Below are 19680 nucleotides of genomic sequence, written 5' to 3'. Positions count from 1 at the left end.
CAACCCTTTCCTTTTTGTGTTGCTTTACCAACGATATCCACAGCAACCTTTTAACAAAATTTTGGAAGCGTGGTTATCACAATTCACAAATTTTTCACCTAAACCTTAAATCATTATGTCAGCATCAAGCGACGCTATGCAAACCCTTTCCGCACAATGGTACAATGCCATGGTAGCAGGCCTGAGTTTAAGCAACCAACAATTTCAACTTTTCCAGGGCACGGGCACAACGCCTAAAACATCCCAGGATCTGTGGTCTATTTTTAATGCCGTACCACCACAGTCGGTAAACAATTTTTACGACCCAACCCAGGCAAATAGTTTTGCTTCTGACTACGGTCTGATCCTTAGCTCGCTGGTAACCGGCAGCGATTCGGATTTCCAAAGCTGTATGGGCGATTTCTATGGGCAATGGCTTACTTATTTTAAAGCAAACGTTCCAAGTCCGTTTAATGCCTCTACTGTATCTGATGTATTTAATACCTGGGCAATGATAAACGCACCAGGCCAGGCCGGATGCGCATCTGCTTTAACAAAAGCATTTATTAACCCGGTGTTGTATGCTACTAAAATTTTTGCGGGAGCTAATGGCAGTTACGCCTGGAACCAAACTATTGATGCACTGCAAAATGCGTTAAGCGGCGGCCAGTCAAAAAGTTTTACCTTAAACACCGCTACAGCAAGCAGCGATATTTCGCACACGTGGGCAAGTGGCAGTGCATCAGGCTTGTTTGATTTCTTTTCGATTGACGGCGGTGCCAGCTATGATAACCTTACCACCAATTTAACATCGGCTGGTTTAAATATCAGTGCCAGCTACCAAAAGGTAACTACATTTGCCGCAGGCCCTTACGCACAGGCTAACAGCAATAACCCTGCTCTAAGCAGTTATTCACCGTGGTACGCAAGTTCGGTGTTGGCATTGGCTTACACTACAAAAGATAACACCGTTTGGAATAACGCTAAACCTGTTACCTGGGATAAGGCCTTTGGCGCGGCAGGTTTTCTGCAGCGTATGGCAACTGCATTAGTTGTTGCAGATGGTATTAATATTACCATTGTTTCTGCCGCAACCTTTAGCACGTCAGATCAAACCACTATTACTGCAGCAGCTTCGGGCGGTTTCTGGCCATTTTTTTCGGCATCGGGCCAGGGTGGTTCATCTACCACGGTAACGTTTGACGACCAGGGCAGGATGACAGCTACAACAAGCAGCCCGCTTGGTAACCCGCAAATTTTGGGCGTATTGCAATCATCTGTTGGGTCGATATTTAGTTAATCCAATTTATTATAGGCCTCCCTCAAGGAGGCCTATTTTATAAAAAAGTATGAACAACAAATGCCTGTATTGCCTTGCATTTTTATTGCTTTTTACAAAGCTGCTTTACGGCCAGCCTGATAATGGCATAATGATAGGTTACTGGCATAAAACGCTCGCTCGCCAATTAGGGGTTTCGCCGCAATCTTTTAAATTGAGCCAGGGCAGTGTTACCGTACTGCGATCCTCAAATTGGATGTGGAGTATATTTGACACCATTACGGCCGATACTTCAGCTTATTATTACAACCCCGATCAGCATAATAGTTTTTCGGACTATTACGGTAGTTTATTATCACGGGCAAAACCAATTCCTTTTGCCATCCCGGTTTTAGCCGATAGTTGCCAGCTTAACACAGCCATACTGCGTTATATTGCCGCGAACAACCAATACGCCTGGGACAAAACCATCGATCAGTTATTTGCCAAAATCCCCCTAAGCCACGGCTTGCATTTTATTGCCGATACTATTATGCAAACCATTACCGATCAGCTTTTAAAACCATTATCAATAAATAACCTCTTGGGCTTAACAATTACAAGGGTAAACGTAAGTATTAGCTGTGATTTTGGCCGCGCGCTTATCTTTAACTCCAGCCCATACGCAATTGCCAATCCCAATAATTTCGCCCTGAATAATTATAGCCCCTGGTTTACCCCCTGTGTTTACAAAAATTTAGTCGTACAGGGTTTGGTTGCGCAGGCAGTACGCAACCCTCTTGAAATCAGCAGTACTAAACCGGTATTTAAGGCCTGCATAGCTTTGGTGATTGCAGATAGTATAAATGTGAGCTTAAAGCTGCAATCGGTTTCAAAGACCATATTATTGCAAATTGCACACTATTTTCCCGTAAACCCCGATGGAGCCATCACCAGTAAGGTGGTTAACAAAGGAATTATTTATACCCTTACAGCCAATACATCCAGCCCGGCCGGTAACCCTATTTTGATTGGTGTGTTACTTATGCCTGTTAATCTTTTGTACTCGCGGTAGTTTGGGGGGATATGATTTGGCTTGGGTAGATTACACAATTTAGATAGGAGTATGTGACTTTTAGAGGTTTGTACTACATGGACGCCGGTGTTATTGATTAATACTGTAATTATTCAAAACCCCACCAAGCGTTTTGTTTTGGTGTATCACCCAAGGTATAGGGTTCGCCAATACGGGGCATATTTACCGGGATATCCAGTTTTTTAGCAGCGGGTAGGAGCTTTTTTATGCTCTCATTCCAGGGGTGATCGGCTTCTACAAACTTAGCCCAGTGGATGGGTTGTAGCAGATCGGCCCGCAGGTCAACCGCGGCTTGGGCAGCTTGCCCAAACCATAGGTGTGCCCAGGGGAAGTTTGGGCTATACTGCCCGCACTCTAACAGCGCCAAGTTAAACGGACCATATTGTTGGCCAATTTGTTTAAAAAATGGGCCATAGCCGCCGTCTCCGCCGTAAAAAATACGGTATTCGCCGGCCTGTATCACATAGGATGCCCAAAGCGTTTTGTTTTCTTTTGAATACGTGCGGTTGCTTTTATGCTGCGCCTGGGTAGCGGTTATTTGGAGGCCGCCGGGCAGCGTGGTAGATTGCCCCCAGTTCAGCTCAGTGATCTTCTTTGGATCGAACCCCCAATACACCAGGTTTGAACCTACACCCATGGGCACAACTGCCAGTTTGATACGGTTTTTCAGCTTTTTAAGCGTGCGATAATCCAGGTGATCGTAATGGTCATGGGAGATGATCAGCACATCTATTGGCGGCATATCTTTGGCGTGGTAATGTGTAGTACCCGCAAATGCTTTCATCAAGCCGGGAACCGGCCCTGCATGGTTGCTAAAAATGGGGTCTATAAGAATGTTCCCCTGTGCGGATTTGATGAGCAAAGAAGAGTGGCCAAACCAGACTATGGTAGGTGCCGCGGCTGTTAATGTATTCAGATCTGTTTTAACCCAGGGCAACACGCGGGAAGGTCTTACGCTCCCGGGGTGGTTACGAAGAAAAAGTAAGCGCTTTTTAATTGTGGAGTCAGACCGTTCTGCCAGGTTTTCGAAACTGCCATTTTTATAATTAGGCAAGGCCTGTAACCGTGCAAGTTCTTCGCCCTCAGGGTTTTTACCTACCGACTGTACTACATCGCAGCCTGCAATGGCCAATAGCAAAAAAGCAACTATCCAAATCCCCAAACACCTATATTTCATACTTTACTAATGAAAATAACGTTTGGGCTGGCTGATTATTTTATGAGTTGTGCAACGCAAACAACATCTGCCGGTGGATAAACAAAGGTTTAGGGCTATAAATTCAGTGTAAACCCGCTTTTATACACATTTTCAATCACCTAATAATATTACACCACACCGGGCTTTTTAGTTACCTCAAAATCTTCCTGGTGGGAAAATATACGCCCATCGTACTCCCAGTCAAGTAGCAGTTTCCATTTACCTTCGTTACAATCGCTCACGGGTATTTTCAGCAAATTATCTTTAGAACTCTCCACTTTCATCCGCAGGGATAAACCTCCAATACAATTAACCGGCGATAAAATGGCGTTCCCCTTCACCGGGTGGTTAAAATTAAATGTTATCGTTTTCATAATGGTTGAATTTAAGTGCTAATTTAAGTACGGGCGATCAATATAAAAATGACTACGGTCACCATTGGTTTTTTTAGGCCCGATTGCAAAACTAATAGGTATCAGTGTGTGCCGTTAGGATTTTAAAAAATGTGACCTCTGTCATATATTTACGGCCTCTGCGTCATTCATCCGATGTACTTAATAGGCCACCTTTGTTATATAAAAATTAACAATATGGCAACCTTAACAAACACCGCCGCTCAATGGAGCGAAGTTTCTTTAGCTAACAGCAACAGTAAGTTATTAACAAAAATAACAGCCTGGGCAGATGGCCAGGCTCCCAACCGCACGCTATGGTTTATGGTATCGTTAATAGCCCAGGGCGTACTGTTTTTGCCTATTCCTGCTGTTTTGCTTTATTATTTTAATGCGCCGCTTGCTGTGCTGGCGGTAACATTAGGGCTTTTCTTTTCTAACATTATCGCAGGTATGGGCGGTGCGGGTATCCGTGTTATGCTTGGCTTTTTTTCTGTTAGCATCCTTGCGCATTTATTAATGATACTGGTATTTACGATATAAATTATGATTCCAAAAACAATGAAAGCAGCCGTTATCCATCAATTTGGGCAACCGCTGGTAATAGAAAATGTGCCGGTGCCAACCCCTGGCGATAACCAGGTATTGGTTAAAGTAATAGCCTGTGGCGTTTGCCACACCGACCTGCATGCCGCAAATGGCGACTGGCCCGTAAAACCGCAGTTACCGCTTATACCCGGGCACGAGGCCATTGGTTACGTGGTAGCCTTAGGGGCAAGCGTAAAAAATGTAAGCATAGGCGATATAGTTGGCGCCCCGTGGCTATACAGCGCATGCGGGTGCTGCGAGTTTTGTATAACCGGCTGGGAAACCCTTTGCGAAGAGCAAAAGAACGGTGGTTATAGCGTTAATGGCGGTTTCGCCGAATATGTTGTTGCCGATTCGCGCTACATAGCCCATTTCCCGAAAGGGATAAATTTTGCAGAAATGGCACCGATCATTTGCGCGGGTGTAACTGTTTACAAGGGATTGAAAGAAACTGAAGTAAAGCCCGGAGAATGGGTGGCTATATCCGGGGTTGGCGGTTTAGGGCACCTGGGGGTGCAATATGCAAAAGCTATGGGCATGCATGTTGCCGCGGTTGATATTGCCGACGATAAATTAGCACTGGCCAAACAGCTTGGTGCGCAGCTTACTGTTAACGCCCTTAATGAAAACCCGGGCGAAGTATTAAAGAAAGCTACGGGTGGTATGCATGGTGTATTAGTTACCGCCGTATCGCCAATTGCTTTTGAACAGGGGATAGGCATGCTGCGCCGTAAGGGCACTATTGCTTTAAACGGTTTGCCAAACGGTAGTTTCGACTTGCCCATATTTGAAACGGTATTAAACCGCTTTACCGTGCGCGGATCTATAGTAGGCACCCGGAAGGATATGCAGGAAGCCATCGCTTTTGCTGTTGAGGGTAAAGTAAAAGCAGACGTACACACCGCTAAACTGGAGGATATCAACAATATTTTTGATGATATGCGTAAGGGAATTATTACCGGTAGGGTGGTGCTGCAGATAGCAAGCGAATAAATTTATATAATGCAATAACAAAGAAAGGCTACCCAATTGGGTAGCCTTTCTTTGTTATTGACCGTCGATGCTTAACAGTTGGGGATGTGGTTCATCCTTCCATAGCCCGGCAGTTTTTAGCGCATACACATGCTTTGCCAACACATTTATTTTGTTGCCATAGATCGAGGTTTTTAATGGTTTGGTTGGCTATACCTTGCAGTGCTTCGCGGGTTAAATAAGCTTGGTGCGGGGTTATCAATACATTATCAAACTGCAATAGTTCTTCAAGTAACTCATCTTTAAAACTATCTTTTTCATGATCTTCAAAAAACAGGCCTTTTTCAAATTCATAAACATCAAGGCCCAGGTAACCAACCTTGCCAGTATAAATAGCCTGGATAATATCAGTAGTTTTAACCAAAGGCCCGCGCGAAGTGTTAATGAGCATTACCCCGTCTTTCATTTGATGTAACGACGTTTTGTTGATGATATGCTTCGTTCCATCATTAAGCGGTACGTGCAACGATATAATATCTGCATTGGCGTATAAATAAGGGAGGGTTACCTGTTCAATAACATTGTTGCCTTCGGGGAAATTAAGGTCGTAACCAATTACGATACAGCCCAGCCCTTTAAATATTGCTGCCGTTGCCAGGCCTGTGTTGCCAAGACCTATTATGCCAACCGTTTTGCCCGAAAAGTTAAACCCCATTAAACCATTGTTGGTAAAATTAAAATGGTGGCTATGCTCGTTAGCTTTGATCAGGTTGCGATTTAGCGCGAAGGCAAGTGCAACCGCATGTTCTGCGATAGCCTCCGGCGAATAATAAGGCACGTTGGCAACTTTTATGCCGTGCCGGCTGGCGGCTTCTCTGTCGATATGATCGGTACCTGCAGAGCGAGTGGCAATATATTTTATATCAAGGCCGGCCAATTTTTCGATAACACCCGCAGAAACATCATCGTTTGTAAAAACAATGATCGCGTCCTTGCCTTCTGCATAGCTGGTTGTTTCTATACTCAGCGGGTTTGATATCAGGGTTATTTCGTGTTTTTTTTGATTCGCTTTTGAAAGAAACTCTTTCTCAAACGGTTTTATACTATATGCTACTACTTTCATCCGCAATAATTTATTTTTTCAAAATTATAGCGAATAGCCGTTGATTTAATTGAGCGCGGTCACCCCCAAAAGTGACGCTCGTCAGTTTTTCATTTTAGCGATCCGTATTTCATCAAGTACGGTAACTAGGCTGCCCTTTTTTTCTATAAGGCCCTCGTCCTTAAAATCTGTTAGCGTTCGGCTTACGGTTTCGGTGGCCATACCTGTCATCGCAGCCAGGTCTTCACGGCTTATTTTAAACCCTTGCGGCGCATCATTTTGCTTATGTAAGCGTAATAAGGCCTCGGCCATGCGTTTACGTACCGAATTATAGGCCAGGTGTAATAATTGTTCCTCTTTATCCCTAACATCGTTAGCCAGTATATTAATAAATGCGCGTGCAACATCGGGGTATTGGTTGATCATTTCGTCCAGCTGTTCTTTTGGTATCAGGCAAAGTTGGGAATCTTCCATGGCGGTTGCTGTGTCGGCATATGGTTCGTTGGCTAACATGGCGTTTATACCCAGGTAGTCATCAACAGCATGTATCCCTGTCATCAGTTCGCGTCCGTCTTCGGCAAGTTTCATGGTTTTGATCTTACCGCTTAATATGATGTAGAGCCCGTTACCTTTATCGCCATCGTAATAAATAACCTGGTTCTTTTTAAACTGTCGGCTCTTGCGTTCGGTTACAATACGCTTAAGTTCGGCCAGCCCATTGTTTTTTGATAGCAGGCTGTTTAACTTTTCGAGCGGATTACTGTAAAAACTTTCCTGTACCACTTTCTTTTTTAGCCGGGTTTCTATGGCGTTAAGCAGCTCAATATCGTCAAAGGGTTTGGTCAAATAATCGTCGGCACCCATTTCCATACCTTTTCGCAGATCAACACGCTCGGCTTTGGCCGTTAAAAATATAAAAGGTATGGTGGCGGTTTCGGGATTTTTGTTTAGCATATACAATACGCCGTAGCCATCCAGATCGGGCATCATAATATCGCAAAGGATAATATCAGGTTTGTTTTTAAGTGCCAGGTCTACCCCAGCTTTTCCGTTACTTGCCTGTAATACGTTAAAATCTGCCAGTTCTAATATCTCAACAATATTTTCCCTGATATCGGTATTATCTTCAATAATCAATACTTGCTTACTCATATTTTATCAAACGAAATTGTAAACGATGTGCCTTGGTTAACGTTACTTTTAAATGCTACGGTTCCCTGCATTAGTTGGGTGTAGCGTTCAACAATGTTTAACCCCAGGCCCGTACCCGGTATGTTGCCGGTGTTATGGGCTCTAAAGAATGGTTCAAAAAGGTGTTTTTGGTCTTTTTCGGGGATGCCAATGCCGTTATCTTTTATAATGACGGTGCAACCTGTTTCGCTTATCTCGGTATTAAACTCTATAAAAGTATTTTCGCCCGAATATTTGATGGCGTTGGCTATTAAATTAAATACACAGTTTTTTAGCAGGTTTTGATCCAATTTTACCATACTCTCTTTACCGGTATGCTGGTAAATAATATGCTGGTTTTGCTTAGCTACCATTTGCATTTCTTCGGTTATCTCTTCAGCTAATTTAACAAGGTCAAATTCCATAAAAGTGGGTTCTACTTTGCCGGCTTCCAGTTTTTCGAGCGAAAGAAAATCGTTTAAAATAGTGGTGAGGTTACCTACCGCGTTTTTTATCTTACCCACATGTTTGGTGATGTTATCGCTGCTAAAAGCCTGTGCATATTTATCAACCAGCGAAGCCGATAGTTGTATGGCGCTTAAAGGCGTGCGAAACTCGTGCGATGCCATAGATACAAACCTGCTTTTTAACTGGCCCAACTCTTTTTCTTTCTCTAACGATAAGCTTACTTCCTCTTTGGCACTTTGCAAGGCCAGTACCGTTTCTTTTAATGATTGGGTGCGCTCTTGTATCAGTTCTTCTAAATGTGCGGCGTAATCCTTTAATTGCTCTTCGGCTTCCTTTTGCTTGCTTAGATCATGTATAAAGCCGGTATATATTTTTCGGCCCGAATAGGCAACCTCACTCACCCCTAATCTGAACGGGAACATAGTGCCATCTTTACGCAAACCGGTTACCTCACGCCCTATGCCAATTATATGTGGCACGCCGGTATGCTGGTAGCGCCTAAGGTATTCGTCATGCTGGGTACGATCCGGAGGGGGCATCAGGAACGAGATGTTTTTGCCGACAACCTCTTCAGGGGCGTAGCAAAACAGCGTGCAAGCGGCAGGGTTAATAGTTTCTATCAATCCCCTTTCGTCTATTGTGATGATACCATCAATGGCATTTTGAATGATCGCTTTAAGCAGCGCCGCGTTTTCCATAGGCTAAGTTATCCCTTTATAACTAACATCCCGCAAATATCATGACCTTGATGCTTTGAAATGATAGGCGGTTATGCATTTGATGTACCCCGCTTTTAAATGTGATGCAGATCATGTGTTGTCGAAGCGGCATTGCCCACCTTTACAACGCCGGTATGCAATTTTTAACGAGACATTCACCCGGCTATTTGAAAACAAATAAAAACAGATCATACATGGAAACATTAAACGCATTATCCGCACGTTCCTTACAATATTATGTGATGGCAGAACACTGGGAATTTGACCTCGAATTTTCAAGATAGAGTCTGCCTTTTTTGATAAACTCATCAATAAATATTTTAGCCTCATTGAGAAGATTGCCGTAATGGAAGCACTACACCAGATATTCTATGAGTTAATTACTTCGATACCTGGCATCGGGCCGCAAAGCAGCGGCAGTAATCATGGCTGAAACTAATGGATTTGAACTCATGAGAAGCAAAAGCAGTTAACCAGTTATGCAGGCCTTGATGTCAAAGAGAAAGAATCCGGAACGTCTGTAAAAGGCAAGCCCTGCATATCCAAAAGAGGCAGCCGGTATTTGCGAAAAGCAATGTATATGCCAGCTATCAGGCATTCGGAAAAGTATAAAGAAATCTTTGTGAGAATAGTATCAAAGAATGGCATAAAAATGAAAGGATGTGTAGCTGTACAAAGAAAACTACTGGAAATAGCTTACACCATTTATAAAACTAAAACACCCTATCAGGTTAATTACCTGCAAACTCAAAAAGAAAATAAACTGGTATTAAATAATTAGAGCAGCCACTTAAAAAGGGCCGTCCTAAACAGGCTGGCATAAAGCCGCCTTAAGACTCAAATATAAAAATACTTTTAATACTTGCATATCAACACAGAATCTAACGCAAATCCTTTATGGAACGAGACGCGAAGTACCGCGTATCTACGGGTGCTGTAACGTAGAGACGCGATACTTCGCGTCTTTTACCAGATTTTGTCTGAATCTTAATTTACAGAATTAAAGAATTTTCAAAAAGTTTTCTCTAAAGAGCGTTGGCCAAACGTCAAAGCGGGCGGGCCGGGAGTCTGGCGGGAATGTCGGTTTAGCTTCGAAGCCCGCGCATGCGGCGAGAAAGCGTTCAGAACCGGCAGGGCGGGCGGAAGCTTCGCTTTGACTTGGCCTTTTCTTTTGGTTACTTTTCTTTGCGGCTAAGGCAAAGAAAATGAACATCCACAGGCTTGTAATAACTCACTTCCGAACCTGACGAGGCGCCAATCGACGACTTTTCTATCGAAGATTGCCATGCTATCGCTCGCAATGAAGTAGACGTATACGCGCGACAAATGGTTCGACAAGCTCACCATGACATCGTTTAGATGATCCCGTGCAGCACCCCACCAATTTCACCCATTTTATCAACCAACTTCTCCACTTCCGGGTCGCGTTCCAAAACCGGGGCATGGTGTGGTTTGATGCGGGCATCTATCATTAGCGGGCCGTTGCAGCCCCAGTGTTTGTGCTCGGTAAAGCTGTTGATGCCGTAAATGTCATGACTTGGGTTGCTGCGGGTAAAGGTTACCCATACAAAATTATTGATGCTTTGCGCGGTAAAGGTGGCATCATCACACAATACCATCAGCGGCAACCCGCTTAATTCAGCTTCGGCTAAATGTTCCTGTAGTATTTCCAGCATTAAAGGCATATCGCTGGTGCGGATGTTTTTAGGCACCTCTACAGCTAATACGCCCGGCATCACTATTTTATAATTTACAAAGGGGCGGGGCAGGGTAAAGGTTGATGGCAATTCGTTCCAAAGCTCGCGTTTGATATCACCGGCTACGGTAATGGCAACTTTACTGCCGCTGTTGAGGCCATCGCCGCTATAATCGAGGGTATCAATAGTAGTACGGGTATGGAAATGAAGGTCTCGGGTAAGGTCTATGCGTTGCAGGATATGTTTTAGGAAACCGCCTATATCGTTCACATCCAGACTTGGGTTGTCCTCTTTCGCGGCGATGAACAGGTATTTGGCAAGGCTCAATTGCCCTTTGCCTAATATATGGTTGGCAATGGTGATGATCTCCTGCGGGTAGCGCTCTTTCACATAAGGCGTATAACGCTCGCTGCCAATGGCAAACAAAAGCGGGTGCACACCGGCAGCATCCACCGCGTTTACAGCATGCAAACCTGGGATCTCCTTCGGGATGGCACTGCCGGTAATTTCGTGGATCAAAGCGCCAAAGCTGGTATCCTCCTGCGGCGGGCGACCAACTACGGTGAACGACCATATCGCATCCTTTTTATGATAAACGTTATGCACCTTCATTAGTGGGAAAGGGTGCGCAAGGCTATAGTAGCCCAAGTGATCGCCAAACGGGCCTTCGGGTTTATTTTCCATCGGCATCACTGTACCGGTTATTACGAAGTCGGCATCGGCAGAAATACAGAAGCCTTCATCGTCATAAAAATAACGGAACCTGCGATTGCCTAAAGCGCCGCCAAAGGTCATTTCAGATAAGCCCTCGGGTAGGGGCATTACGGCAGCAACGGGGTGTGCAGGCGGGCCGCCTACAAAAATGCTCACCTTTAGGGGTTGGCCTTTAGCGTTGGCCTTAGTTTGGTGCACACCAATACCTCGGTGTAGCTGGTAGTGCAGGCCTATCTCTTTATCCTGCACGTAATCGTTACCACCAAGCTGGATGCGGTACATGCCCAGGTTGGCATTCATAATGCCCGGCATATCGGCATCCTCGGTATAAACCTGCGGCATGGTTACAAAAGGGCCGCCATCTTTAGGCCAGTTTACTATTTGCGGTATGTCGCTAATTAAGGCTTTATCAAAACTTATCGGCGCATCTTTGCGTACTTTCATCGGCAGGGCCGATAGTGCTGTCATTGCTGTATTTGCGTACTTAAAAGGGTGTTTGATGGCCTTTATCGGGTCGTTTTTAATATCAATTAAGGTCTTTATTTTCTCCAGTGTATCCCTAAAAATAAAGCGCGACCTATCCAGCGTACCAAATAAATTTGACACCGCCGGGAACTTGCTGCCCTTTACGTTTTCAAATAAAATGGCAGGGCCCTGGTGTTCAAAAACACGTAGGTGTATGGCAGCCATTTGCAGGTAAGGGTCAACCTCTTCCTTAATGCGGATGAGGTGGCCGTTCTTTTCAAGGTCGGTAATGCAAGCCTGTAAACTATTGTAACCCATTTTAAGCTGATTAAAGCCCAAAGATATTATACATTTTAATGTTTTTAGCGATATTTAGGTCATGAAACCGCTTATTGTATTACTGGCCGTATTTGGCGTGAGTTCGCTGGCAATATTTATTGCAGGCCACCCGCCCGATTATTGCTTCTGCGGAAGGCTGGCTATGTGTGTAATGCTCATCTTCGCGGCTACGGCACACTTTAAATTTACCAATGGTATGGTACTGATCATGCCAAATTATATACCTTATAAAAGGCCTTAGTTTATATTACCGGCTACTATATTGAGATCCTGGCGGCTATAGGTATGCTGGTTAAAACCGTGCGCGAGCCTGTTGCCTGGTTTGTGATATTCTTTTTGGAGTTATTACTTCCTGCAAATATCCACGCGGCCCAAAATAAAGTGAACCTGGAGAAACCGGATGTATGCGGTAATGGAAACAACCAAAGTTTATTTTGATAAAATAAAGGCACCGAAAAAACAGATGATATTAGTGCCCAATGCCGCACATGGTTTTAACCAGGCGGTTTTAAATGCGCAGTTGAAAGCCATAAAACATCTCAATAGCGTAAAAAAGTAATACGATAGATTTACTTCCTTTTTATCATTTAAAAAGATATATTACTTTTGGCCTGACACCAATACCAGCCTCTATGTCGGTACTTATTTTTACGATCATCATACTTGTTGGCGCTTATTTCGCGGGCTTGTTGGGTTCATTGACCGGGCTTGGCGGCGGGGTGGTTATAATTCCCTTACTTACCCTTGTATTAGGCGTTGATATTCATTATGCTATCGGCGCTTCGCTGGTATCAGTTATCGCTACTTCATCAGGTTCTGCAGCGGCATATGTAAAGGAGGGTATTACAAACATACGGCTTGGTATGTTTTTGGAAATAGCTACAACCACAGGGGCGCTCATAGGCGCATTAATAGCCGTTTATATTCCGGTACAATACATTGCGGTGCTATTTGGGGTGATACTGATCTTCTCCGCAATCATGTCGTTACGTAAAAAAGCGGAAAAGATCCTGACAGAGCCAACTTACCTGGCAGCCAAACTAAAACTCTACGGAAGCTACCCCGACGGTAATGGCGAGCAGATTAATTATGGCGTTACCCGTGTAAGCGGCGGTTTCTTTATGATGCTCTTCGCAGGGATTATCTCCGGTTTATTAGGTATTGGTTCGGGTGCGTTAAAGGTGTTGGCAATGGATACCATTATGCGCATTCCGTTTAAAGTAAGCACCACTACCAGCAATTTTATGATAGGGGTAACGGCTGCAGCAAGCGCGGTTGTATACCTGCAACGTGGCTACATAGACCCCGGTATTGCTATGCCGGTGGTAATAGGCGTACTCTTCGGTGCCATTACGGGTTCCAAGATCCTTGTCCACACGAAATCATCGCGCTGGTTACGCTGGGTATTTGCCGTAGTAGTAACCTTTTTAGCCAGCCAGATGATATATAACGGTATTACGGGGAAGATATAATTTAGTGAGTGGTGAGTAGAGAATGGTGAGTAGTTTTTAATCTTTATATTTACCTTTTATCTTGCAACCACTCACCAATAAACCATTCACCACTCACAAACGCATGAAACGCCTTTTCAGCAACCTTACTTTCCAGGTTATTATTGCCATTATATTGGGCGTAATAGTTGGCCTTGAGTTTAAAGGTTTTGCGCCCACCGCGCAGATGATCAGCAAGATCTTCATCAGCTTGATAACGATGCTAATAGCTCCTATTATCTTTTTCACCATTGTGCTGGGTATTGCCGGCATGAGCGATATGAAAAAGGTAGGCCGGGTTGGTGGTAAAGCCCTGTTATACTTTGAAATTGTGACCACACTGGCTTTAGTGATAGGTGTTACCGTTGCAAACATCATAAAACCCGGCGCTAACTTCATTAATAACCATGTTAAGGTTGATACCGCCAAGCTTACATCCTACGAAAAAGCCGCTGCAGAAATGAAATGGGGCGATTTTATAGCGCACATAGTACCAACCAATGCTTTTGAGGCGTTTGCCAAGGGCGATATTCTACAGATCCTGTTTTTTGCTATCCTGTTCGGTTTTGGCTTAAGCAAGATGGGCGAAACAGGCCAATCCATCATCACCACGTTTGATAAACTATCTAAGGTGTTTTTTAACATCATGAAGATAGTGATGAAGGTGGCGCCTATAGGTGCTTTTGGCGGGATGGCATATACTATTAGTACATACGGATTGGCTACGCTTAAACCACTTGCCTTGCTGATGGGTTCGGTTTACCTGAGCATGTTCCTGTTTATTTTTGTGGTGTTGAATATTATCGCCTACCTGTTTAAATTCAGCCTTTGGCAATATTTGAAACATATTAAGGAAGAGATCCTGATCGTGCTGGGTACATCCTCATCCGAATCGGCCCTGCCGGGGATGATGGAAAAACTGGAGAAGTTTGGCTGCTCCAAATCGGTAGTGGGCTTGGTGATCCCTGCGGGATACTCTTTTAATCTGGATGGTACTACTATCTACCTGTCTATGTCGGTAATTTTCCTGGCGCAGGTATTTAAGGTAAATCTTTCGATAGAGCAACAACTCAGCATCATCGGCATTCTCATGATCACCTCAAAAGGTGCGGCAGGCGTAACCGGCAGCGGCTTTATTGTGCTAACATCCACATTGGCGGCTATCAAAATTATCCCGGTAGAAGGGGTGGCTATCCTTTTAGGTGTAGACCGCTTTATGAGCGAAGCACGCGCTATTACCAATGTGATAGGCAATGGGGTGGCTACAATTGTGGTGGCTAAGAGTGAGGGAGAGTTTATCCAACAGCCCCCTGAAGGGGGAGCTTTTTAATAGCTATTCGCTATTGCTTGACGTATCCACCTTAAAATCCGGCTTGGTAAATTTCGCCGCTACTGTCTTTGCCCTAAACCTTTGCAGGTTCTTTAAAACTGGTGGTGATGGCTTGCGGCTGCTTTAAAATTTTGTCGAGCCCGCCGCCGGATACGATCTCCGTACCCTTATCAAGCAGTTTTTTTGCCAAAATCGCCAAACTGCGCCTGGGCCGCTGTTGTGAAAAGTAAGCTTGTAAAGATGTTAAAGATGAGTAAGTTGTGTTTTTTCATGTGGTATAGTAGGTGTGTTTTTAAAATATAAATTATAGTCGCAAAAACCAAAAGTATAAATTTTAAAAACGAAAAGTATAAATTTTAGCCTTTGTTCAAAACGGCCTCGTTATAGGCCTCCTTTTAAAAATCATGTATAAAAGCTGTTTAAATGACCTTTAAACGCACTAAAAAAAATTGGCTTTACTTAAACACCTTGATTTATTGAGGCCTCTGTAAATACACTACAATATCTTAATCCAAACCAAACGGGCTAATTTAAGAGCATGACTTTAAAATAAATAAATTTTAGACCTCCTTTTGAAAATCTAACAAATAAGGCGCTTGAGATCTCACTCAAGCGCCTTAAATTTTTAGGTAATACTTAAACACCTTGCTGTTTCGGGCTCTCCTAATCTACTATTTTGATCACCCTGTACACCGCTTTTGATGGCTGCATATTGTTATGTCCAACCTGAGCATCAGCCCCCGCTTTTAAAGGGCCACTAACATAGTAGACAGGGCCACCGCCGCCATCGCCGGGTTTGCCACGCGGGCCAACCAAACCTGGTACTGTTCCAGTCGGGGTGGCGCTCTCACTTTGTGATAATTTGTGCAGCCTCTCACCGACATTTTGCCCCATCTCATAAACGGTTTCTTCTCCACTTACAGGATCTGTATAAGTGCCAGCCGCGATGAGCGCCATACCGGATGTTCCAGGCGTGCCGTTTTCACCATTATCGATTGCCCATCCATACCAACGAGGTGTAACACCAAGGCCACTCTCATCAAAGTTTGGCCTGAACGTTCCATCAAAATCATAGATTTCTTTATAAGCGCCTTTAACATCACTATTGGCAACTACATCGCGGATATACTGCTTTAAATCGTACAGAGTAGTTGTTATTTTAATTTGGCGCTGATTGCCATCTGTTGAATTTACAATAGCGGCTTTAGCCTCTCTATAAACATTCTTTTGCGAACCATCTCCAAACTCCTTTTGATCTGATGTAACATAACCGCCTTTTACGAATGTTTTTGAGCCGTTGGATGCGATATTGTTAGCGCCATCAAATCTCACTGCATCACCCGAAATATAGATTAAGCCATCAGCTATATTAATTGTTCCGTTATTATTGTTAGTTATGGCACAACCCGACAATACCAGGTCAACGCCCAGCGCTGAAAATAGTGAATTGCCCAACGTCAAATTTTCGGATTGTAGATTAAGGACGTAATCCATAACCCTTTTATACCCGCCTGCTAATCTTAAAAGCTCTTTCATATATTAAAATGTTTCAATTGTAAATGTGATACCGGAGAAAATGTATTTTTTTACAAATGCCCTGATGGCATCTGCATTGCCAATAAGGATCTCCGGTATCCTTACTATAAAGTCGTATTGCGAATTAAACTCCTCATCCAAATAATCGAATGTGTAGGGTTGGTGATTCTCCTCATCGAGATAATCAAACTCAGGTGAAGCCCCCTCACTTTCTAAATAGATAAAGGATTGCTCCAGGTAGTCGTCGGGGTGAATGATGTAAATAGTCTCATCTAAAAACTTATCTCTTAATGCCCTTGTGAGCCTGTTGGTTTCGGACGTAATAGTTGCCTCTCTTAACTGTTGATCTTTATAAACTAAAAAGTCATCATACATAAGTTTCACAGGCAACAACAGCGTTTCCAACCAGGCTAAATGTTTTGGCTTGATCAGGAAAAAAGGCATTAGCCACCTGATCATCTTTTTTACATCGTACCTGTAATTTCTCATGCTATGTACGTTAACGTGGTGTCTAAATCGAAATCAGGATCTATCTTGAAATATCCCGATTTAGGTTGATAGCTGCTGGTAAATATTTGGTAAGCATCAGCACCATTTTTGGCTGAGATCTGCAACAGATCAAATTGGTTTTCTATTACCCCTGGCACCGCCTGTATCGCATCAATCAATTTATTTACATACAATGTACCGTCAAAGTTCCTGTTGGTGGCGGTGCTGCTGGCCGTGTTAAGCTCGCTAAGGAATGTTTGGATAGCTGCCTTAACCGCTGGTTTTATTACATTAATATCACCGGATGCATTGTAGTACACGTTACCAAATATTTTTAAGGTATCTGCCTGCAACGATTGCACAAGCCACTTGCTACCTGATGGCCTTTTTTGTTTTAGGTATGCAGTTAAACCATTGATCTGATCATTATCTAAAACAACCGGCTGGCCTCCAGCTGAGCCAGCTGCTTTAATTTGTACCCTGCCATTAAGTGATGTGATTGAGCAAAATTTCACTATCTGCTTTGATGCATCAATAACCGGATACTGATATATGTTATTTATAAACGCCAACAGATCTCCATGCTGGTAAGCCATCACAATATCAAACCACCACTCATCTGTACCATATTGCTTGCTATCCTGTATTGCCTGAATCCTGACCTCAAACAGATCCATGATCCGCTCAAAAAAGGCAATTATGTTAGATGTTAAAATAATCCATAGCAAGTAAATAGCTGAATTACTTACGCTGTTTAGCCCGTTAAGTTCAGGCCTTGCTGCTTTTTCGGTTAATATCTGATCCTGTATTTCTTCTGCTGAACGTGCCATGTTTATCTTTCTGATTGTATTTGTATATCTTCAAATGAGTTGATCACTGTCTTTACTGTTGTATATCCATCATACTGCATTTGCAGCCTGATCTTTTGTCTGAGCTTATCAATGTTTGCAACGGTAAATGCACTTTTGTAATATTTAGTTATCCCGACACCCGTTAAAGGGCTACCCCTGAAACTACCTTGAGGCGCGATCAGGATCAGCTCCTGATGCTGCTGCTCTGCATCGTCAACTACAAAATCTCCATTCTCAATGGCCAGATCCAGATTGTCATCTAATAGAATATCGTTCATTGTAGTATAGATTTGTTCTCAATATCTTTTTCCTTTATGAGAGTTGCTTTTGCAGGTGTAGCCGTTTTGGTAATTGGCGTTAAACCACCACCTAAAGAAACACCGGGATGCTGATGCTTTGCAAATGCATCGCTCAAATCATTCACCTGCTGCTGTAGATCACTGATGATTTTGGTAAGCGGTTTTAATAGTGGTATCCCTCCATTTTTACCATCATTAAACGTTGTTAAAACGGTATTTAAACTAAGTTTACCATCTCCTCCAATCAGCAGCTTAAGCGCGGTATCCGTATCAAGGGCAATGCTCTCAACCTCACTGAAACTCAAAACACATAGATCTGTATTATCTTCATCAACCTGGCCAATGATGACAAATGAGCCCGTTGCCGGAAACATGATCAATCCCATCTTTGCGAGATCTGCATCATTGTAAACCGGCTTCAATTTCACGCCCTCCAGCTCACTATCATCAGCAACGAGCTGCACCGTGCAGGTAAGCTCATTTTTATCAACCGAGAGCACGATAGCCCTATCTATAATAGCAGAGAAACCGCTGTTTGTAGCCAGCTTCCTGATTGCTTGCTTTATCGCTGTCATTATGCTACTTTCCTTTCCGGCACAACGGATCTCCTAAATCCATTTGTGCTAAATGTTGTTTTAACCGCTTCAACCAGGTATGATCCCTGATGCTCCGGATATTCGGGATCTATCATGATTCCAACATCCCCAGGCTCAATGTAAGGCAGGCCAAATGTTGTATAATCACCTTTATAGCCCTCATATTTTAACGTTTCAATTTCCGCTGTAGCAATTTTCTCCAGCTGGCTTTTATCAAGGTTTACGTAGTGCAACGTGTGCACGTCTCCATCGGGATCACCTAAAGTTATCTCCAGCTTTTTGCCGGTGTGCAATTTTGATGTTGCGATAACTTTTATTCTGGAATCATCCTTAACCTTGTATTCCAAATTGTTTTCGATGATGTTCTGATAGAAATCGTAAATAACCTCTTTGCGTTTAACACGCATAGATCCACCAAAATCAACAACCAGCACATCCTGATCAAAGTAACATTGCAGCCCAAACTTTTTAAGCCCCTCAAGCACCTGAGCGGTGCTTTGCTTTTTTATTACAAACCCGCCAATCTCCAGATCTATAATTTGAGTAGCACCTGGATAAACGTACTTTACCACGTCAGCCACTTTAACCTTTTTCCAAGCTTTTGTAAAGCTATTTTGCTTAAGATTCCACATTTCATCCTGGCAGCTGATCACCAATGGTATTTTAGCGCCAACATTAGAAATATATCCAGTAAACTCTTTGATTAAGTTACCATCATAGCCTAAGCTGATCTCAATTTTTGATTTACGTTTCAGGATCTGGTTAATATCACCGTTCAAAACTTTTAACTTTCTGGCCAGCGTAATTGAGGCTGTATTTGTCAAAGTTTTACGGCTCTTTTCTATCACAACCTCATTCACAAAATCAAACTCCAGATAGTTACTACCTGATGGATCTGTAATTTTTATATAAGATGATAATGTGAGCATTGG

22 protein-coding genes and 1 pseudogene are annotated in these 19680 nt (G+C 43.3%); 11 read left to right on the top strand and 12 right to left on the bottom strand.

What is annotated here, in order from left to right; translation table 11 throughout:
• Nucleotides 1–115: 115 nt before the first annotated feature.
• Both RHM67_RS17020 and RHM67_RS17015 read left to right on the top strand, forming a co-directional pair.
• Nucleotides 116–1279 carry a hypothetical protein gene (locus RHM67_RS17020; RefSeq protein ID WP_322228200.1) on the top strand — a complete coding sequence of 388 codons (1164 nt, stop codon included), beginning with the start codon at nt 116–118 and terminating at the stop codon, nt 1277–1279.
• Nucleotides 1280–1328: 49 nt separating this feature from the next.
• Entirely contained in the window at nt 1329–2312 is a 984-nt protein-coding gene (locus tag RHM67_RS17015; protein ID WP_322228197.1) for a hypothetical protein, read from the top strand.
• Nucleotides 2313–2421: 109 nt separating this feature from the next.
• Here RHM67_RS17015 and RHM67_RS17010 read toward each other — a convergent pair whose 3' ends face one another.
• Nucleotides 2422–3510 carry an MBL fold metallo-hydrolase gene (locus RHM67_RS17010; RefSeq protein WP_322228194.1) on the bottom strand — a complete coding sequence of 363 codons (1089 nt, stop codon included), beginning with the start codon at nt 3508–3510 and terminating at the stop codon, nt 2422–2424.
• Between the two features lie 149 nt (nt 3511–3659).
• Entirely contained in the window at nt 3660–3905 is a 246-nt protein-coding gene (locus RHM67_RS17005) for a hypothetical protein (protein ID WP_322228193.1), read from the bottom strand.
• 216 nt (nt 3906–4121) lie between these two features.
• Between RHM67_RS17005 and RHM67_RS17000 the strand changes: the two genes are divergently transcribed.
• Both RHM67_RS17000 and adhP read left to right on the top strand, forming a co-directional pair.
• Nucleotides 4122–4466, top strand: coding sequence for a hypothetical protein (locus tag RHM67_RS17000; protein ID WP_322228191.1), 345 nt, complete (start codon nt 4122–4124; stop codon nt 4464–4466).
• 18 nt (nt 4467–4484) lie between these two features.
• On the top strand, nt 4485–5504 hold the full coding sequence (adhP, locus tag RHM67_RS16995; RefSeq protein WP_322228189.1) for an alcohol dehydrogenase AdhP: 1020 nt from the start codon (nt 4485–4487) through the stop codon (nt 5502–5504).
• Nucleotides 5505–5595: 91 nt separating this feature from the next.
• Here the strand turns inward: adhP and RHM67_RS16990 are convergent, their stop codons facing one another.
• The 3 genes from RHM67_RS16990 to RHM67_RS16980 all read right to left on the bottom strand — a co-directional run bounded on the left by RHM67_RS16990 (nt 5596) and on the right by RHM67_RS16980 (nt 8921).
• A complete protein-coding gene (locus tag RHM67_RS16990; RefSeq protein WP_322228188.1) occupies nt 5596–6606 on the bottom strand; it encodes a 2-hydroxyacid dehydrogenase in 1011 nt (336 codons plus the stop codon).
• A gap of 81 nt (nt 6607–6687) precedes the next feature.
• The gene (locus RHM67_RS16985; RefSeq protein WP_322228187.1) at nt 6688–7737 is read right to left on the bottom strand and encodes a response regulator; all 1050 of its coding nucleotides are present in this window, start codon (nt 7735–7737) and stop codon (nt 6688–6690) included.
• Entirely contained in the window at nt 7734–8921 is a 1188-nt protein-coding gene (locus RHM67_RS16980) for a PAS domain-containing sensor histidine kinase (RefSeq protein WP_322228186.1), read from the bottom strand. The genes RHM67_RS16985 and RHM67_RS16980 overlap by 4 nt, the downstream gene beginning before the upstream one ends.
• A 487-nt stretch (nt 8922–9408) precedes the next feature.
• On the opposite strand from RHM67_RS16980, the pseudogene RHM67_RS16975 reads away from it, so the two are divergent.
• Both RHM67_RS16975 and RHM67_RS16970 read left to right on the top strand, forming a co-directional pair.
• Nucleotides 9409–9531 (top strand): annotated as a pseudogene (locus RHM67_RS16975) (transposase); the annotation flags it as partial.
• 33 nt (nt 9532–9564) lie between these two features.
• Nucleotides 9565–9723, top strand: a complete 159-nt coding sequence (locus RHM67_RS16970) for a hypothetical protein (protein ID WP_322228183.1) — start codon at nt 9565–9567, stop codon at nt 9721–9723.
• 574 nt (nt 9724–10297) lie between these two features.
• Here the strand turns inward: RHM67_RS16970 and RHM67_RS16965 are convergent.
• The gene (locus tag RHM67_RS16965; RefSeq protein ID WP_322228181.1) at nt 10298–12136 is read right to left on the bottom strand and encodes a UbiD family decarboxylase; all 1839 of its coding nucleotides are present in this window, start codon (nt 12134–12136) and stop codon (nt 10298–10300) included.
• A gap of 61 nt (nt 12137–12197) precedes the next feature.
• Between RHM67_RS16965 and RHM67_RS16960 the strand changes: the two genes are divergently transcribed.
• From RHM67_RS16960 to dctA, 5 genes are all read left to right on the top strand, one after another.
• On the top strand, nt 12198–12398 hold the full coding sequence (locus RHM67_RS16960; RefSeq protein ID WP_322228180.1) for a hypothetical protein: 201 nt from the start codon (nt 12198–12200) through the stop codon (nt 12396–12398).
• A gap of 44 nt (nt 12399–12442) precedes the next feature.
• Nucleotides 12443–12595, top strand: a complete 153-nt coding sequence (locus RHM67_RS16955; RefSeq protein WP_322228177.1) for a hypothetical protein — start codon at nt 12443–12445, stop codon at nt 12593–12595.
• Nucleotides 12570–12716 carry a hypothetical protein gene (locus RHM67_RS16950; protein WP_322228175.1) on the top strand — a complete coding sequence of 49 codons (147 nt, stop codon included), beginning with the start codon at nt 12570–12572 and terminating at the stop codon, nt 12714–12716. Before RHM67_RS16955 ends, RHM67_RS16950 begins: the two co-directional genes overlap by 26 nt.
• Nucleotides 12717–12789: 73 nt before the next feature.
• A complete protein-coding gene (locus RHM67_RS16945) occupies nt 12790–13629 on the top strand; it encodes a sulfite exporter TauE/SafE family protein (RefSeq protein WP_322228173.1) in 840 nt (279 codons plus the stop codon).
• Between the two features lie 103 nt (nt 13630–13732).
• Nucleotides 13733–14977, top strand: coding sequence for a C4-dicarboxylate transporter DctA (gene dctA / locus RHM67_RS16940; protein WP_322228171.1), 1245 nt, complete (start codon nt 13733–13735; stop codon nt 14975–14977).
• Nucleotides 14978–15640: 663 nt separating this feature from the next.
• Here dctA and RHM67_RS16935 read toward each other — a convergent pair.
• From RHM67_RS16935 to RHM67_RS16910, 6 genes are read right to left on the bottom strand one after another with little or no spacing between them, the layout of a single operon-like run.
• Nucleotides 15641–16513 (bottom strand): hypothetical protein, encoded by an 873-nt coding sequence (locus RHM67_RS16935; RefSeq protein WP_322228168.1) that lies wholly within the window; start codon nt 16511–16513, stop codon nt 15641–15643.
• Nucleotides 16514–16516: 3 nt separating this feature from the next.
• Complete coding sequence (locus RHM67_RS16930; protein ID WP_322228166.1) at nt 16517–17002, bottom strand: hypothetical protein; 486 nt, start codon at nt 17000–17002, stop codon at nt 16517–16519.
• Nucleotides 16999–17832, bottom strand: coding sequence for a hypothetical protein (locus RHM67_RS16925; RefSeq protein ID WP_322228165.1), 834 nt, complete (start codon nt 17830–17832; stop codon nt 16999–17001). Before RHM67_RS16925 ends, RHM67_RS16930 begins: the two co-directional genes overlap by 4 nt.
• Before the next feature lie 2 nt (nt 17833–17834).
• A complete protein-coding gene (locus RHM67_RS16920; RefSeq protein WP_322228164.1) occupies nt 17835–18131 on the bottom strand; it encodes a hypothetical protein in 297 nt (98 codons plus the stop codon).
• Nucleotides 18128–18727 (bottom strand): hypothetical protein, encoded by a 600-nt coding sequence (locus RHM67_RS16915; protein WP_322228162.1) that lies wholly within the window; start codon nt 18725–18727, stop codon nt 18128–18130. The genes RHM67_RS16920 and RHM67_RS16915 overlap by 4 nt, the downstream gene beginning before the upstream one ends.
• Nucleotides 18727–19677, bottom strand: a complete 951-nt coding sequence (locus RHM67_RS16910) for a hypothetical protein (RefSeq protein WP_322228161.1) — start codon at nt 19675–19677, stop codon at nt 18727–18729. The genes RHM67_RS16915 and RHM67_RS16910 overlap by 1 nt, the downstream gene beginning before the upstream one ends.
• Nucleotides 19678–19680: the final 3 nt, after the last annotated feature.

This window comes from Mucilaginibacter sp. 5C4, assembly GCF_034345625.1.
In the GTDB taxonomy this organism is placed as follows: Bacteria; Bacteroidota; Bacteroidia; order Sphingobacteriales; family Sphingobacteriaceae; genus Mucilaginibacter; species Mucilaginibacter aurantiaciroseus.
The sequence above is the reverse complement of the archived record's forward strand: the minus strand, read 5'-3'. Positions and strand labels throughout refer to the sequence as shown.